The sequence below is a fragment of the Pandoraea pnomenusa genome, from assembly GCF_040391475.1.
Lineage (GTDB): Bacteria > Pseudomonadota > Gammaproteobacteria > Burkholderiales > Burkholderiaceae > Pandoraea > Pandoraea pnomenusa_C.
In genome coordinates, this window is the sequence record NZ_JBEBXS010000003.1 from 1 (window position 1) to 15,864 (window position 15,864).

Annotated in this window: 14 protein-coding genes; 6 read left to right on the forward strand and 8 right to left on the reverse strand. The window is 63.2% G+C overall.

Annotated features, from left to right (window positions below):
• From gltA to ABWO90_RS04150, 7 genes are all read right to left on the reverse strand, one after another.
• Positions 1–1,048: citrate synthase (gltA, locus tag ABWO90_RS04120; protein ID WP_353189940.1), on the reverse strand; the 1,048-nt coding region annotated here is incomplete at its 3' end.
• A 30-nt stretch (positions 1,049–1,078) separates the two neighbouring features.
• A complete protein-coding gene (locus ABWO90_RS04125; RefSeq protein ID WP_039368507.1) occupies positions 1,079–1,351 on the reverse strand; it encodes an FAD assembly factor SdhE in 273 nt (90 codons plus the stop codon).
• 10 nt (positions 1,352–1,361) lie between these two features.
• On the reverse strand, positions 1,362–2,066 hold the full coding sequence (locus tag ABWO90_RS04130; protein ID WP_023873897.1) for a succinate dehydrogenase iron-sulfur subunit: 705 nt from the start codon (positions 2,064–2,066) through the stop codon (positions 1,362–1,364).
• Between the two features lie 12 nt (positions 2,067–2,078).
• The gene (gene sdhA / locus ABWO90_RS04135; protein ID WP_353189941.1) at positions 2,079–3,854 is read right to left on the reverse strand and encodes a succinate dehydrogenase flavoprotein subunit; all 1,776 of its coding nucleotides are present in this window, start codon (positions 3,852–3,854) and stop codon (positions 2,079–2,081) included.
• A 3-nt stretch (positions 3,855–3,857) separates the two neighbouring features.
• Positions 3,858–4,223 carry a succinate dehydrogenase, hydrophobic membrane anchor protein gene (gene sdhD / locus ABWO90_RS04140; RefSeq protein ID WP_039368519.1) on the reverse strand — a complete coding sequence of 122 codons (366 nt, stop codon included), beginning with the start codon at positions 4,221–4,223 and terminating at the stop codon, positions 3,858–3,860.
• A gap of 1 nt (position 4,224) precedes the next feature.
• Positions 4,225–4,638: a succinate dehydrogenase, cytochrome b556 subunit gene (gene sdhC, locus ABWO90_RS04145; RefSeq protein ID WP_353189942.1), complete on the reverse strand. Its 414-nt coding sequence runs from the start codon at positions 4,636–4,638 to the stop codon at positions 4,225–4,227.
• Positions 4,639–4,831: 193 nt separating this feature from the next.
• Complete coding sequence (locus ABWO90_RS04150) at positions 4,832–5,674, reverse strand: GntR family transcriptional regulator (RefSeq protein ID WP_353189943.1); 843 nt, start codon at positions 5,672–5,674, stop codon at positions 4,832–4,834.
• Between the two features lie 341 nt (positions 5,675–6,015).
• Between ABWO90_RS04150 and ABWO90_RS04155 the strand changes: the two genes are divergently transcribed.
• The 6 genes from ABWO90_RS04155 to ABWO90_RS04180 all read left to right on the forward strand — a co-directional run bounded on the left by ABWO90_RS04155 (position 6,016) and on the right by ABWO90_RS04180 (position 14,695).
• The gene (locus tag ABWO90_RS04155) at positions 6,016–6,999 is read left to right on the forward strand and encodes a malate dehydrogenase (protein WP_353189944.1); all 984 of its coding nucleotides are present in this window, start codon (positions 6,016–6,018) and stop codon (positions 6,997–6,999) included.
• 600 nt (positions 7,000–7,599) lie between these two features.
• On the forward strand, positions 7,600–8,085 hold the full coding sequence (locus tag ABWO90_RS04160; protein ID WP_353189945.1) for a hypothetical protein: 486 nt from the start codon (positions 7,600–7,602) through the stop codon (positions 8,083–8,085).
• 215 nt (positions 8,086–8,300) lie between these two features.
• Complete coding sequence (acnA, locus tag ABWO90_RS04165) at positions 8,301–11,009, forward strand: aconitate hydratase AcnA (RefSeq protein ID WP_353189946.1); 2,709 nt, start codon at positions 8,301–8,303, stop codon at positions 11,007–11,009.
• Positions 11,010–11,355: 346 nt separating this feature from the next.
• Positions 11,356–12,843, forward strand: a complete 1,488-nt coding sequence (locus ABWO90_RS04170; protein WP_353189947.1) for an AlkA N-terminal domain-containing protein — start codon at positions 11,356–11,358, stop codon at positions 12,841–12,843.
• A complete protein-coding gene (locus ABWO90_RS04175) occupies positions 12,840–13,403 on the forward strand; it encodes a methylated-DNA--[protein]-cysteine S-methyltransferase (RefSeq protein WP_353189948.1) in 564 nt (187 codons plus the stop codon). The genes ABWO90_RS04170 and ABWO90_RS04175 overlap by 4 nt, the downstream gene beginning before the upstream one ends.
• A 113-nt stretch (positions 13,404–13,516) precedes the next feature.
• The gene (locus ABWO90_RS04180; RefSeq protein WP_353189949.1) at positions 13,517–14,695 is read left to right on the forward strand and encodes a DUF2863 family protein; all 1,179 of its coding nucleotides are present in this window, start codon (positions 13,517–13,519) and stop codon (positions 14,693–14,695) included.
• 146 nt (positions 14,696–14,841) lie between these two features.
• Here the strand turns inward: ABWO90_RS04180 and trmB are convergent, their stop codons facing one another.
• Positions 14,842–15,531: a tRNA (guanine(46)-N(7))-methyltransferase TrmB gene (trmB, locus tag ABWO90_RS04185; protein ID WP_353189950.1), complete on the reverse strand. Its 690-nt coding sequence runs from the start codon at positions 15,529–15,531 to the stop codon at positions 14,842–14,844.
• Positions 15,532–15,864: the final 333 nt, after the last annotated feature.

Consider the following 15,864-nt stretch of genomic DNA (forward strand, 5'->3'; position numbering starts at 1 on the left):
TCTCGAGCTGCATGGCCAGCTTGAACAGCGGGTCGTCGTGCAGGCCCAGTTCGTTGAGCACTTCGTAGCACGTCTCGCGCATCAGCTTGGCACGCGGGTCGTAGTTCTTGTACACGCGGTGACCGAAGCCCATGAGCTTCACGCCCGAATTCTTGTCCTTCACTTGCTTGATGAATTCGGGAATGTTGTCCGGCGAACCGATCTGCTCGAGCATGTTCAGCGCGGCTTCGTTCGCACCGCCGTGCGCCGGGCCCCACAGACAGGCGATACCGGCAGCGATACACGCGAACGGGTTCGCACCCGACGAACCGGCCAGACGGACCGTCGACGTCGAAGCGTTCTGCTCGTGATCGGCGTGCAGGATCAGAATACGGTCGAGCGCGCGCACCAGCACGTCGTTGACCTTGTACTCTTCGCACGGGTTGGCGAACATCATGCGCATGAAGTTCGCGCTGTACGACAGGTCGTTGCGCGGGTACACGAACGGCTGGCCGATGCTGTACTTGTACGCCATGGCGACCAGCGTCGGCAGCTTGGCGATCAGGCGGATTGCCGAGACTTCGCGGTGCGTCGGGTTATTGATGTCGAGCGAGTCGTGATAGAACGCCGACAGTGCACCGACCGAACCGGTCAGCACGGCCATCGGGTGTGCGTCACGACGGAAACCGCGGAAGAAGAAGTTCATTTGCTCGTGAACCATCGTGTGATTGGTCACGGTATTGACGAACTTTTCCTTCTGCTCGGCGTTCGGCAGTTCGCCCTTGAGCAGCAGATACGAGGTCTCGAGGAAGTCGCAGTTAGTAGCCAACTGCTCGATCGGGTAGCCGCGATACAGCAGCTCGCCCTTGTCGCCATCGATGTAGGTGATGGCCGAATTGCACGACGCCGTCGACATGAAGCCGGGGTCATACGTGAACTTGCCGGTCTGGCCGTACAGCTTGCGGATGTCGATCACATCCGGGCCCATCGTTCCCTTATAGATCGGCAGCTCTACGCTGGGCGAATCGTCGGAGAAAGATAGGGTGGCTTTAACATCAGACGGAGTCATATCGCTTCCTCAAAAAAATACTTTAAACCCCTACACGGCGCGCAGAAGCGCCAGCAGGCGCTGCACGTCCGGCCCGTCCAGATCCGCCTCGGGCTCTTTACGCGCTAGCAGCAGATCCATCAAATCGTTGTCGCTCAAATCGAGCAGTTTTGTGAGGGCGCCTACATCCTCGTCGGTCATCGACGCTTCGTACTTTGCGAAGAACCGTTCGAGAATGAGGTCGTTTTCCAGCAAACCGCGGCGTGCCCGCCAGCGCAGGCGGGCACGTTTGACCGGATCGGACTGGTGATTGGTATCCGGCATGATCTTTGGGTCAGACGGCGCGACGCACCATCAGCTCCTTGATCTTACCGATGGCCTTCGTCGGGTTCAGACCCTTCGGGCACACGTCCACACAGTTCATGATCGTGTGGCAGCGGAACAGGCGATACGGATCTTCCAGGTTATCCAGACGCTCGCTGGTCGCCGTGTCACGGCTGTCCGCGATGAAGCGGTAAGCCTGGAGCAGACCGGCCGGGCCAACGAACTTGTCCGGGTTCCACCAGAAGCTCGGGCACGACGTCGAGCACGATGCGCACAGAATACACTCGTACAGGCCATCGAGCTCATCACGCTGTTCGGGCGACTGCAGACGCTCCTTCTCCGGTGCCGGCTCGGGGTTGATCAGGTACGGCTTGATCGAGTGGTACTGGTTGAAGAAGTGCGTCATGTCGACGATCAGATCGCGAATGACAGGCAGACCCGGCAACGGCTTGAGCACGATCTTGTTCGGCAGATCGTTCATGTTGGTCAGGCAGGCCAGACCGTTCTTGCCGTTGATGTTCATCGCGTCCGAGCCGCACACGCCTTCACGGCACGAGCGACGGAATGCGATGCCTTCGTCGAGCTTCTTGAGCTTGACCAGGGCGTCGAGCAGCATGCGCTCATGACCGTCGAGTTCGACCTCGTAGGTCTGCATGTACGGTGCGGCGTCCTTGTCCGGATCGTAGCGGTAGACTTCAAAAATGCGTTTCATGATCTTGCGAATCCCTTAGAACGTCCGCGCCTTGGGCGGAACCGAGTCGACGGTCAGCGGCTTCAACTGCACCGGCTTGTAATCCAGACGGTTGCCTTCGCTGAAGAACAGCGAATGGCGCATCCAGTTGGCGTCGTCGCGCTCCGGATAATCGCTGTGTGCGTGGGCGCCGCGGCTTTCCTTGCGGGCTTCGGCTGCAATCATCGTGGCCTTGGCCACTTCGATCAGGTTGTCGACTTCCAGCGCTTCCATACGCGCCGTGTTGAACACCTTCGACTTGTCCTTCAGGTGGACGTGCGACACGCGCTCGGCCACTTGCTTGATCTCGTCCACGCCTTCCTTGAGCAGGTCCGACGTACGGAACACGCCAGCGTGCTTCTGCATCGTCGCGCGAATGTCGTTGGCGATGTCCTGGGCGTATTCACCCGAGCTCGAGGCTTCCAGACGACCCAGACGCGCCAGTGCGTTCTCGCCGGCATCGGCGGGCAGCGGCTTGTGGTCACCGTGGTTCTTGACGAAGTCGACGATGTGGTTACCGGCGGCACGGCCGAACACCACGAGGTCGAGCAGCGAGTTCGTACCCAGGCGGTTGGCACCGTGGACCGACACGCACGAGCACTCGCCCACGGCGTAGAAGCCGTTGACAGGCACCGACGAGCCGTCCTTCTGCAAGACGACTTGACCGTTGTAGTTCGTCGGAATGCCACCCATCTGGTAGTGGATGGTCGGCACGACCGGGATCGGTTCCTTGATCGCGTCGACGTTGGCGAACTTCAGCGCGATTTCACGAATCGACGGCAGGCGCTTCATGATCGTCTCGGCACCGATGTGCGAGAGGTCGAGCAGCACGTAGTCGCCGTTCGGGCCGCAACCACGGCCTTCCTTGATTTCCTGGTCCATCGAACGCGACACGAAGTCACGCGGCGCCAGATCCTTCAGCGTCGGGGCATAACGCTCCATGAAGCGTTCGCCGTTCGAGTTGCGCAGAATACCGCCCTCGCCGCGCACACCTTCGGTGATCAGCACGCCCGCGCCGGCCACGCCGGTCGGGTGGAATTGCCAGAATTCCATGTCTTCGAGCGGAATGCCTGCACGTGCAGCCATGCCCAGACCGTCACCGGTGTTGATGAACGCGTTGGTCGAAGCGGCGTACACACGGCCGGCACCGCCGGTCGCGAACAACGTGCACTTGCCTTCGAGCAGGTAGACTTCGCCGGTTTCGAGTTCCAGCGCCGACACGCCGAGGACATCGCCCTCTTCGTTGCGGATCAGGTCGAGCGCCATCCACTCCACGAAGAAGTGGGTCTTGGCTGCCACGTTTTGCTGGTACAGCGTGTGCAGCAGCGCGTGACCGGTACGGTCGGCAGCCGCGCAGGCGCGCTGAACCGGCTTCTCGCCGTAATTGGCCGTGTGACCGCCGAACGGACGCTGGTAAATCGTGCCGTCCGGGTTACGGTCGAACGGCATGCCGAAGTGTTCCAGCTCGTAGACGGCGTTCGGTGCCTGACGGCACATGAACTCGATCGCATCCTGGTCGCCGAGCCAGTCGGAGCCCTTGATGGTGTCGTAGAAGTGGTAATGCCAGTTGTCTTCGCTCATGTTGCCGAGCGAAGCGCCGATGCCGCCCTGGGCAGCAACGGTATGCGAACGGGTGGGGAACACCTTGGACAGCACGGCCACCGACAAACCGGCCTTGGCCAGTTGCAGCGAAGCGCGCATGCCCGAACCACCTGCGCCCACGATGACTACGTCAAAGCGGCGGCGCGGCAGCGAATTTTTAATTGCAGCCATTCTTTACACTCTCCACAGAATCTGTGCGGCATAGCCGGCACAAGCCAGCAGCCAGACGATCGTCAGCGCGTACAGCGCCAGTCGCACACCGACGGGCTTGACGTAGTCCATCCAGATGTCGCGAATCCCCACCCACGCGTGATAGAACAGCGCGAGCAGCGTAACGAACGTGGCCAACTTCATCCATTGATGCGCGAAGATGCCAGCCCAGCCCTCGTAGGAGAAATCCTTGGCGGTGAAGAACCACACCAGCAGGATCACGGTGTACACGGCCATGATGACCGCGGTCATGCGCTGAGCGATCCAGTCGCGCAGGCCGTAATGGGCACCGACGACGAGACGCTTCGAACCGATATTGTTCTGTGCCATCTTAGAACGCTCCGAACAGCTTGAGGGCGACGGCCAGCGTCAGCACCAGCGACACGGCCAGGACGACCACTGCCGAATTCTTACCGCCTTCCTTGCTCACGGCGTCGTGATTGAAGTCCATGCGCAGGTGGCGCAGGCCAGCGCAGAAGTGGTGCAGGAAGCCCCACGACAGTGCAAGGATGACGAGCTTGACAAACCAGTTGGAGGCGATGCTTCGCAGAACGTCGAAGCTGAGTTCCGACGTCAGGCTCTGTTCGAACAAGAAAAGTGCGAACGGCAACAGAAGGAACAAGATCACACCGCTAATACGGTGCAGAATGGAAACGATACCAGCCGGCGGGAGACGGTACGAGACAATCTGTCCGATACCGATATTCCTGTAGACTGGCCGCTCTTTTTTTACCACTTCAGCCATGCTAGACCCCATGTAGTTACATCAGCCCCGGATTTTAGCGCCGATTCTAGTGCGTTGCACCATACCGGTTCCAAAGCTTCCGGAAATTCCTGCCAACGGCGCACGACACGCCGCCCCTCATGCCTCGACTTTCAGGCACGCACCGGCCACGACGCCGGCTCGCCCCTGGATTGCCGCCCTACCTCTCAACTATTCAACTCAGTTCGTTCTGGTAATGGTGTTCCGTGGTGACATACCAGCCCCGGCGAACTTCCACCGGTTTATCCCCGTAAGTGTAGGAAACGCGCTCCACACTCAACAGGGGAAATCCCTTCGGCACCTTCAGCAGATCCGCGGTCATGTCGTCTGCGGCCACGGCGCGGACTTTTTCCACGGCGCGGATCATGCGCGTACCGAATTCGTCTTCGAACAGGCCGTACATCGGCCCCTTGTATTCATTGAGCTTTTCCGCCGTCAGGCCGCGAAACAGCGCGCCCGGCAACCAGATTTCGTCGAGCACCGTGGGACGGTCCGAGAAATCCATCATCCGACGAATCAGAATCACGCCATCGCCCGCGCGCAGCTCCAGCTGACGTGCGATTTCCGCCGGTGCGCGCATGCGGCGGCACTCGATCAGGCGGCTGGGCGGGTGATGGGGTTCGCCCGAATCGGGCGCAAGACGCAGGAACCGGAACTGCACCCGGTCCTCGTGGTGGGTGGCCACGAACGTGCCGCGCCCCTGACGGCGCACGAGCAGGTTCTCGGCGGCCAGCTCATCGATGGCTTTACGCACCGTGCCCTGGCTCACCTTGTAACGGGCGGCCAGATCGACTTCACTGGGAATGATTTCGCCGGGCTTCCATTCGCCGGCTTGCAGGCTCTGTGTGATGAGCCCCTTGATCTGCTGGTACAGCGGGCTGAACGTTGGCGACGCTCCGGCACCAGCCGTGCCCTGAGGGGCTGCGGGGGCCGGTGCGGCGTCGCGCGCGCTGTCCGGTCGCTGCTGGGCGTCGACAGGCGGCGTGGTGTTGGATGTGTCGCGAACGTTCGCATTCATGGCGGGGATTTGACCACAAATCAAGGCCCTCGTCCATCGAATAACAGCAATAATCCTATGTCTTATATAAGACATAAGATACAGTTGACATTCGTTGTGACGACTCCTACACTGACGCGGGCTAACAGGGGCCTGCAGCCGCAGCACCGCTATCTTATAAGAGAGTCCGGTGCTTCGCACAAGTCGACGGCAGCACGCCCCGCAGCCCGCAAGCTTCCGTAGGTCAAGGAATTTTAGAAGCTTCATATGACGCGGCGCTGTCAGCCTGGCAAAAATTGCCACCCGGACGGCGAGCCTCTTCTGAGCTTCGCAGGAATTTGTACACGTCTGGAGAGATTCTCATGGCAAAACCCGCAATGCGTGTCGCCGTCACCGGCGCCGCTGGCCAAATCGGCTACTCCCTGCTGTTCCGCATCGCCAATGGCGACATGCTCGGCAAGGATCAGCCCGTCATCCTGCAACTGCTCGACCTCCCGCAAGCTCAAGCCGCCGTCAAGGGCGTCGTGATGGAGCTCGAAGACTGCGCGTTCCCGCTGCTCGCCGGCGTGGTCGTGACCGACGACCCGAAGGTCGCCTTCAAGGATGCCGACGTCGCCCTGCTGGTTGGCGCCCGTCCGCGTTCGAAGGGCATGGAGCGTAAGGACCTGCTCGAAGCCAACGGCGCAATCTTCACGGTGCAGGGCAAGGCCCTGGACGAAGTCGCCAGCCGCAACGTCAAGGTGCTCGTGGTCGGCAACCCGGCCAACACCAACGCCTACATCGCCATGAAGTCGGCCCCGAACCTGCCGAAGGAAAACTTCACCGCGATGCTGCGCCTGGACCACAACCGTGCCCTGTCGCAACTGGCCGCCAAGACCGGCAAGCCGGTCGCCAGCATCGAAAAGCTGGCCGTGTGGGGTAACCACTCGCCGACGATGTACGCCGACTACCGCTTCGCCACGATCGATGGCAAGAGCGTGAAGGAAATGATCAACGACGACGTGTGGAACAACGACGTGTTCCTGCCGACGGTTGGCAAGCGCGGCGCCGCGATCATCGAAGCCCGTGGCCTGTCGTCGGCCGCTTCGGCTGCCAACGCCGCCATCGACCACATCCATGACTGGGTGCTCGGCTCGAACGGCAAGTGGGTCACGATGGGTATCCCGTCGGACGGCTCGTACGGCATTCCGCAAGACGTGATCTACGGCGTGCCGGTGATCTGCGAAAACGGCAAGTACAAGCGTGTGGAAGGCCTCGAGATCGACGCCTACTCGCGCGAAAAGATGGACTTCACGCTGAAAGAGCTCGAAGAAGAGCGCGCCGGCGTGGCACATCTGCTGGGCTAATCCCCCGGAAGACTCGGCCTCACGCGGCGCCAAAAGCGTCGCACGAGGCCGAAAAATGCGCCGGCGGCTACCCCCAGAGCCGGCGCAACTCCCTCGATTTCAGGGAGTCGCAACGCAGTACCCGATGTCCCTCGAAACCCCAGTGTCACGCCATCGCGCCCGTCATCGCGCTATGCTCGTATCACTGCCCAATGCATCATCGAGTGATTTCTTGGCCAAGCGAATGCAACGCCTGATTGCCGACATCTGCGCACCACGCCGGAACACCGGCGCCGGTGCAATGACTGCGGCGTATGTGCGCCCCCCCTTGCGGCGCGCCCTTCAGCGTTCGTTTCGCCAAGCATCCCGCCAGCCGCTTTGCGCGCACCTCACGCTCCGCCCCTGTACCGCCACCCGGCGGATCGCGCTTGAGCCCACCGCCTCCCGGAGTCCTTCCGGGTTCCGCACCGCAACACACGACTTCGCGACGCCGGTATCCACCGCCGCCGCCCGTTTCGCGTGGCTGAAAGGAATTGAAAAAATTTGTGTGATGACGTCGAACGACGCGGACTTCGTACGATAATCTGCGCTTTTGTCAGTCCTCACCTTTGGAGACTCATCATGAAGAAGCTTTGCCTGACTGCGCTGGTAGCCCTGTGTTCCACGGCGCTCGTGCCGGCCGCGTTTGCCGCTGACACGACGACCAAGACGACGAAGAAGGCTGCGCCGAAGAAGAAGGCTCCGGCCAAGAAGGCCGCCGCCGTCGCCGCGCCCCCCGCACAGCCGGACGAAGGTTCGGAACTGTGGAGCTGCAAGGAAAACGAAAAGCTGTACCTGAAGGGCGACATGAAGCGCGATCAGATCCTGACGCTGTTCTGGGCAGGCCGCAATTACAAGCTGCCGCGCCAGCAGACGACGACCGGCGCCGATCGCTTCTATGACGCCGCGAGCGGCCTGGATCTGGTCGTGATTCCGGCCAAGGCCATGCTGTTCACGCACCGCGATGGCGGCGCCCGTCTGGCGGACGAATGCATGACGCAAGCCATGTCGGAACAGAACAAGGCCGCCCCGACGCAATCGAACGAGTTGATCAAGGTGACCAACTGAGCGTAGCCGGGTCGACACCGACATCGAACGCATGACGCACCAGCCGCTTTCCTGCCGCTGCATCTGCAACACCCGCAACAACTGCAATTCCCGGCACGCCGATTGTCCGGCGCACCGGGTCCGCGGCGGGCACACACGCCAGTGCCCGCGCGAAGCCGGCCCCCATTAATCGAATTACCACCGCTTCGTTTTTCTGTATCACTCAAGGAAAGATCATGGCCCACAACCTCCACAAAACGCTGAAAGAGTTCAAACTCGGCGGCAGCAAGAAAGGCAAGTTCTACTCGCTGCCCGACCTGGGTAAAGCCCTGGGTGTGAAAGTCGAACGCCTGCCCGTGTCGATCCGCATCGTGCTCGAGTCCGTGCTGCGCAACTGCGACGGCCAGAAGGTGACCGAAGAGCACGTCAAGCAACTGGCCAACTGGAAACCGAATGCCGAGCGCGTCGACGAAATTCCGTTCGTCGTGGCGCGTGTCGTGCTGCAGGATTTCACCGGCGTGCCGCTGCTCGCCGACCTGGCCGCCATGCGCAACGTCGCCGAGCGTCAGGGCAAGAACCCGAAGCGCATCGAGCCGCTCGTGCCGGTGGATCTGGTGGTCGACCACTCGGTCCAGATCGATCACTTCCGCGAGAAGAAGGCGCTCGACCTGAACATGAAGCTGGAATTCCAGCGCAACAACGAGCGCTATCAGTTCATGAAGTGGGGGATGCAGGCGTTCGACACGTTCGGCGTCGTGCAACCGGGCTACGGCATCGTGCACCAGGTGAACCTCGAATATCTGGCACGCGGCGTGCACAAGAAGGACAACGTGTACTACCCGGACACCCTGGTGGGTACGGATAGTCACACCACCATGATCAACGGTATCGGCGTGGTGGGCTGGGGCGTGGGCGGCATCGAAGCCGAAGCCGGCATGCTGGGTCAGCCGGTGTACTTCCTGACGCCGGACGTCGTCGGTGTGGAACTGACGGGCCGTCTGCGCGAAGGCGTGACCGCCACCGACCTGGTGCTGACGATCACGGAAATGCTGCGCAAGGAGAAGGTCGTCGGCAAGTTCGTCGAGTTCTTCGGCGAAGGCACGACGAGCCTGGCGCTGCCGGACCGTGCGACGATCGCGAACATGGCCCCGGAATACGGCGCCACGATGGGCTTCTTCCCGGTCGACGAGAAGACGATCGACTACTTCAAGGGCACGGGCCGCACGAAGGCCGAAATCGACGCATTCGAGTCGTATTTCAAGGCCCAGAAGATGTTCGGCGTTCCGAAGACGAACGACATCGACTACACGAAGACGCTCAAGCTGGACCTCGGCACGGTCGCCCCGTCGCTGGCCGGTCCGAAGCGTCCGCAGGACCGCATCGAAATCGGCAACGTGAAGTCGACGTTCAACGACCTCTTCACGAAGCCGGTCGCCGAGAACGGTTTCAACAAGACGCAGGAACAGCTCGACACGACCTACAAGACCGACAGCGGCATCGACGTGCACAACGGCGACGTGCTGATCGCGGCCATCACGTCGTGCACGAACACGTCGAACCCGAGCGTGCTGCTCGCCGCCGGCCTGCTGGCCAAGAAGGCCGTGGAAGCCGGTCTGAAGGTGGCGCCGCACATCAAGACGTCGCTCGCCCCGGGAAGCCGCGTGGTGACCGAGTACCTCGAAGCCACGGGCCTGCTGCCGTACCTCGAGAAGCTGGGCTTCGGCGTGACGGCGTACGGCTGCACGACCTGTATCGGTAACGCCGGGGATCTGACGGCCGAGCTCAACGACACGATCGTGAAGAACGATATGGTCGCGGCCGCCGTGCTTTCGGGCAACCGTAACTTCGAAGCGCGCATTCACCCGAACATTCGCGCCAACTTCCTCGCCTCGCCCCCGCTGGTCGTGGCCTACGCGATCGCCGGCAACGTCACGCGCGACCTGATGACCGAGCCGGTCGGCAAGGGCAAGGGCGGCCGCGAGATCTTCCTCGGCGACATCTGGCCGACGAGCGACGAAGTGCACAAGCTGATGAAGTTCGCCATGAACGCGAAGGTGTTCAAGACGAACTACGACTCGGTGAAGGATCCGAGCCCGCTGTGGGCCAAGATCAAGGGCTCGAAGGGCCAGGTCTACGATTGGCCGGGTTCGACGTACATCGCCGAGCCGCCGTTCTTCGACGGCTTCACGATGGAGCCGAACGCCGACATCGAGCCGATCCATGGTGCACGTGCCCTGGGCGTGTTCGGTGACTCGGTCACGACCGATCACATCAGCCCGGCCGGTTCGATCAAGGAAACGTCGCCGGCCGGCAAGTGGCTGCTCGAAAACGGCGTGCTGAAGGCCGATTTCAACAGCTACGGCTCGCGTCGCGGCAACCACGAGGTGATGATGCGCGGCACGTTCGCGAACGTGCGCATCAAGAACCTGATGATCCCGCCGAAGGACGACGGTTCGCGCGTGGAAGGCGGTCTGACGATCCACCAGCCGAGCGGCGAACAGCTCTCGATTTACGATGCCGCGATGAAGTACGTCGCCGAGAAGACGCCGACGATGGTCTTCGGTGGCGAAGAGTACGGCACGGGTTCGTCGCGCGACTGGGCCGCCAAGGGCACGCAACTGCTCGGCGTGAAGGCCGTGATCGCCCGCTCGTTCGAGCGTATCCACCGCTCGAATCTGGTCGGCATGGGCGTGCTGCCCCTGCAGTTCAAGGGCTCGGACAGCGCCCAATCGCTCGGCATCACGGGCGAGGAAACGTACGACATCGAAGGTCTGACGGCCGACATCAAGCCGCAACAGGATGTCACGCTGGTGATCCATCGCAAGAACGGCGAAACGCAGAAGGTGCAAGTCCTGCTGCGTATCGATACGCCGATCGAAGTGGATTACTACAAGCACGGCGGCATTCTGCCGTTCGTGCTGCGTCAACTGCTCGCCGCTGCCTGATTGGCGGTCCAAGCAAACTGACCAGTGCCGCCGGGTGACGGGGTTTCCTCGTCATTCTGCAGCAAGCGAAACCCGGCCTCGTGCCGGGTTTTGTCGTTTTCGGGGGGCATTTCACCGTTGCCTGCACCCCCGCGACTCCCGCACCTCCGCCCTCCCCAACCGCAGTGGGACAGACCCAAGGGGGCGCTCCCTGGCACGCCAACTTGAAGTCGCACCGGTGAACGCCCCCTTGGATCTGCCTGTATCGCCCAGGGCTTTCCCCCGTCCTTGTCATGTCCGAAAATGACTAGCACGTGCCCTGTCCCGCGCGTAGAGTGACGTCCATACCCCCACCGGATCTCTTCGCATGACGCTCGATCCCGAAGTCTGCTACAAAGCCGTGTCCGCCCGCGACCGCCGCTTCGACGGCTGGTTTTTCGTCGGCGTCTCGTCGACCGGCATTTACTGCCGTCCCGTCTGCAACGTGCGCACGCCCCGCTTCGAGAACTGCTCGTTCTACGGCAGCGCCGCCGCCGCCGAAAAAGCCGGGTTTCGCCCCTGCCTCAAGTGCCGCCCGGAGCTTGCCCCCGGTAGCGCCCGCTTCGACGCCTCCCGTGAGCTCGCCGACGCCGCCGCCGCCATGATCGACGAAGGCTTCCTCAATCGCGCCGACCTGCCCGCACTCGCCGCACGTATCGGCATCACCGAGCGCCATCTGCGCCGCATCTTCGCCGATGAATTCGGCGTATCCCCCGTGGAATACGCACAGACGCAGCGACTGCTGCTCGCCAAGCGCCTTTTGACCGACACCGCCCTCCCGGTCACGGAAGTCGCGCTGGCCGCCGGGTTCGGCAGCGTGCGACGCTTCAACGGCCTGTTCAAGTCGCGCTATGGGTTCGCCCCCGGACGCCTGCGCCAGAACGCCCGACACGCCGCCCTGCCCGACGGCGACCTCGTCTTCCAGCTCGCCTATCGCCCACCCTTTGCCTGGCACGCCCTGCTCGATTTCCTCGGCGATCGCGCCATCGAAGGGGTCGAGCTTCGCGAAGGCGATGTCTACACGCGCACGCTGAACATCGAGCGGCAAGACGGGCAGAGCGTTGCCGGCTGGTGCCGTATCTCGCCGCTGCCGGACCGGCATGCATTGCAGGTCACGTTGCCGCCCGTGCTCGCCGGAAGCGTGCCCCAGGTGCTGGGCAAACTGCGTCACCTGTTCGATCTGGGCGCGCGCCCGGATGTGATCGACGCGCACCTCGGTACGCTGGCCACGGCCACGCCCGGCTTGCGGGTTCCGGGCGCAGTGGACGGCTTCGAGATCGCCGTGCGGGCGATCGTCGGCCAGCAGATCACGGTCAAGGGCGCACGACGCCTGCTCGGCCGCCTCGCACAGCGCTTCGGCACGCCGCTGCCCTCGCCCGTGCACGGACTGACGCACACGTTCCCCACGGCCGCCCAGATGCTCGCGGTTCCCGTCGACGCCCTCGGCGAAGCCGGTATCATTCGAAGTCGAATTGCCGCGATTCACGGGGTCGCGCTGGCCATCGTGGAGGGCCGCCTGCGGCTCGATCCGCTCGCGCCGCTGGAGGCGACGCTGGCGGCCCTGCTCGCGATCAAAGGCATCGGCCCCTGGACGGCGCAGTACATCGCGATGCGCGCGCTCGGCTCGCCCGACGCCATGCCGGTGGATGACCTGGTGCTGCGACAGGCGTTGGGCGTGGCCGACGGACGCGCAGTCGCCGCCCGGGCTGCCCAATGGGCGCCGTGGCGGGCGTATGCCGCCCTGCATGTGTGGCGCGCGGCGGCACAAGGACCGGCAGGCCAGCCGGTCGAGACTTTGCTGGAGGTATGTGCATGACCCGCTACGAAACGCTTTACGAGAGCCCGCTGGGCGAGATGCTGCTCGTCGCCAACGGCGACGCGCTCACCGGCGTGTACTTCTCGCATCAGAAGTACTTTCCGGAGAACGGCGATGTGCGCCGCGATGGCGGCGACCTTGCCGTACTGAGTGCCGCGAAGCAGCAGCTCGACGAGTATTTCCACGACGGCCGGCGTCTGTTCGAACTGTCGCTCGCGCCCGAAGGCACGCCGTTTCAGCGGCAGGTCTGGGCGGAGTTGCAACGCATCCCGTTCGGCGAGACGCGCAGCTACGGCGATCTGGCCCACGCGCTGGGCGACGCCAACAAATCGCGCGCGGTCGGTGCCGCAAACGGGCGGAATCCGATATCCGTGATCGTGCCGTGTCATCGCGTCATCGGGGCCGACGGCACGCTCACGGGCTACGCCGGCGGTCTGGAACGCAAGCTTTCGCTGCTCTCGCTCGAAGGGGCCGCACTCGCGCCGGTAGAGGGCGCCCGCGCGGCCACGACACGCCGCACACGCCTCTCGGCACCGGCAAATCTCGCGTTCGATTTCTGACGGCATGTGACGCCCCGCAGACCTGGGACGACGCGATTGGGGAATGTGTACCATCAATCGCGTTCACGCATGCCGTACAATCGTGAGTTCATGTGTTTCTGCTTTGCACGACTATGCGCTCACGCACCGCCAAACGACTGACTCCCGACGCCGAAAAGCTCGTCGGCCACGCGCTCGCGCTGGCCGCCTCGGGAAGCCGCATCGAGGACCGCTTCTGGGAAGCCCAGCTCGACACGCTCCTCACCCGCGTCCTGCGCACCGGCAACCAGCCGGCCATCGACGCCGCGCTCGATCATCTTCAGGCCAACCACAGCGAAGCCTATGGCGCGCTGGCCGACCTGATCGAATCGCAAAGCGAATCGGCCGAGCCGGAAGCCGAAGGCCAGGTCTGGGACGGCCTGCTCGTCGCCATCCCGATCCTCGCCTGGACGCGTTACGCGATCCCTTCGGGCCCGGTGAAGTCCGACGCCCTGATGCCCATTCGCGCGCATCTGCATGCGCACGTGCTCGCCGACAGCGCGCGCGTGGCCATCTCGCCGTATCTCTACAGCATCGATCAACTGCCGCGCACGCACTGCGAATCGTGGAAGGTCACACAGCAGCTCGTGCGTGCGGCCGTCGATAACGCCGAAGTGAAGCACCCCGGCAACGATCTGCCGGAAACGGCGCCGATTCTCGCCGACCCGCGTTTCCTGCTGGCCGCCGTCACGGTGCCCAAGGGCGCCCCGATGTTCCGCTGGCAGGAAGACGGCGCACGCCACGCCGAACGCGGCCAATGCCAGGAGGCATGGTCCGCGCAGGGCGGCCCGAATCTGAACGCGTTGCTGCCGGGCTGCGAGATAGAGTGCCTGCTGCCCGACGCGTACTACGCGAGTTGCCGCGAGGCAGACGAACGCATTCGTCCGCACACGATCCGCACGGCCCTGCGCTACCTTGAAGACGTGCTCACGCTCACGCCGCCGGAGTTGCGCGCGGTGGTGGCCGGCTTCGGTGAGCAGAATATCGACGAGTACCGTATCGGCTTCACGCAGCGCGGCAGCAATGACGTGATCTACGGTGTCGTGTGGCCGCTGTACGGTCGCGAGAATGGCGAAATCGAAGGCGGCGCCCTCGACGAGGTGACCGATCTGCTCAAGGTCTGTGGCGTCACCGAGATTCGCAAGCATCCGGGCCGCTTCGACCCCGAGTATTGCGACGATTGCGGCGTGCCGCTTTATCCGGACCCCGTCGGCGAAGTCGTCCATGCGGAAATGCCGGAAGACGCCGAGCCGAGCCGCCCGCACTTCCACTGATCGCGAGCCTGGCCGCGGCGCCATGACGCCACGGCGGGCAAGCAAAAAGGCCATGCGCAATACACGCATGGCCTTTTTCGTTGCTGACGGCGCTCGCGTCGCGTGAGCGGCGCACTAGCGCTTGGCGGTGCGCAATGGTGCGTTCGTCACGATCGCGGCGGCAACGTCACCACGCATCGATACAACCCGTGCCCCGACGCCAGATACTTGCGCTCGAACGGCGTCATGGGCGCCGCGCTCGCCTCCGGCGTCCACGCCTGCACATCCGGGCGCACGCCACTGAGCCGCTCGACGGCCATCGCAAATTCCTCGACGTAGATGTCCCAGTTGCTGCGGCACTCCAGCACGCCGCCCAGCCCGACCACGGTCGGAAACACGGCATGCGCATGCCAGCGGCGCGCGAGCTGACCGATCTTCGGCCACGGATTCGGATACAGGAGGTAATGGCGTGCCGGTCGAATGCCCGCGTCGGCCAGTTGCCGCCAGAAGTCCACGAGATCGGCGCGCACCCACACGAAGTTCTCGGGCCATACGCCGTCCCACCAATCCTTGCCACGCACGATGCGACTCTCGGATTGGTCGATGCCGATGACGAAGTGATCGGGGAACTGCGTCGCCAGTCGCAGCGTGCTCTCGCCGACACCGCATCCGGCGTCGATGATGAGCGGTGCGGCACCGGCGTTGCGCCACGCGGCAATCGCGGCATCGAACGCCGCTGCGCTGTAGGCGGCAAGCGGCTTGCGAAAGGCAGCGTCGCGATGACGATCGACGAGTTCCGCCAGCTTGTCGTGCGGACCGGTTTGAGCACTGGCAACAGTGCGTGAATTTGCAAACATGCGAAAAAATGAGGCGCAAAACGCGCGGAAAAACCGCAGATCGGCACGACATTCGGGTGCCGGCCAGGCACGCATTGTAGCCTGCCGTAACTTTCCGGCCCCGCACTGTTACGTCTGCGGGCTTACCCGGCGGGCGTCGGCGGCTTTTTTTCGGTTAAGATGAGAGCCGCTTTGCCGTTGTATTTCAATATGCGGCCAAGCCTCTTCGCGAGCGGCGCATGCAAACGACTCCTACGATGGGTCACCGCATGCCCGCATTGCTCTGCAATGCTTCGGGTCTGTCGAGGCCCGTCCGCCCCCGAGAATACGTCAAGTAATGTCGAATCGATTTTT

What these genes read in the sequence shown, in the direction of transcription:
- ABWO90_RS04125 (WP_039368507.1), bottom strand. Translation starts at nt 1,351, where the DNA reads ATGCCGGATACCAATCACCAGTCCGATCCGGTCAAACGTGCCCGCCTG.
- sdhA (WP_353189941.1), bottom strand. Translation starts at nt 3,854, where the DNA reads ATGGCTGCAATTAAAAATTCGCTGCCGCGCCGCCGCTTTGACGTAGTC.
- sdhD (WP_039368519.1), bottom strand. Translation starts at nt 4,223, where the DNA reads ATGGCACAGAACAATATCGGTTCGAAGCGTCTCGTCGTCGGTGCCCAT.
- sdhC (WP_353189942.1), bottom strand. Translation starts at nt 4,638, where the DNA reads ATGGCTGAAGTGGTAAAAAAAGAGCGGCCAGTCTACAGGAATATCGGT.
- ABWO90_RS04150 (WP_353189943.1), bottom strand. Translation starts at nt 5,674, where the DNA reads ATGAATGCGAACGTTCGCGACACATCCAACACCACGCCGCCTGTCGAC.
- ABWO90_RS04155 (WP_353189944.1), top strand. Translation starts at nt 6,016, where the DNA reads ATGGCAAAACCCGCAATGCGTGTCGCCGTCACCGGCGCCGCTGGCCAA.
- ABWO90_RS04160 (WP_353189945.1), top strand. Translation starts at nt 7,600, where the DNA reads ATGAAGAAGCTTTGCCTGACTGCGCTGGTAGCCCTGTGTTCCACGGCG.
- acnA (WP_353189946.1), top strand. Translation starts at nt 8,301, where the DNA reads ATGGCCCACAACCTCCACAAAACGCTGAAAGAGTTCAAACTCGGCGGC.
- ABWO90_RS04170 (WP_353189947.1), top strand. Translation starts at nt 11,356, where the DNA reads ATGACGCTCGATCCCGAAGTCTGCTACAAAGCCGTGTCCGCCCGCGAC.
- ABWO90_RS04175 (WP_353189948.1), top strand. Translation starts at nt 12,840, where the DNA reads ATGACCCGCTACGAAACGCTTTACGAGAGCCCGCTGGGCGAGATGCTG.
- ABWO90_RS04180 (WP_353189949.1), top strand. Translation starts at nt 13,517, where the DNA reads ATGCGCTCACGCACCGCCAAACGACTGACTCCCGACGCCGAAAAGCTC.
- trmB (WP_353189950.1), bottom strand. Translation starts at nt 15,531, where the DNA reads ATGTTTGCAAATTCACGCACTGTTGCCAGTGCTCAAACCGGTCCGCAC.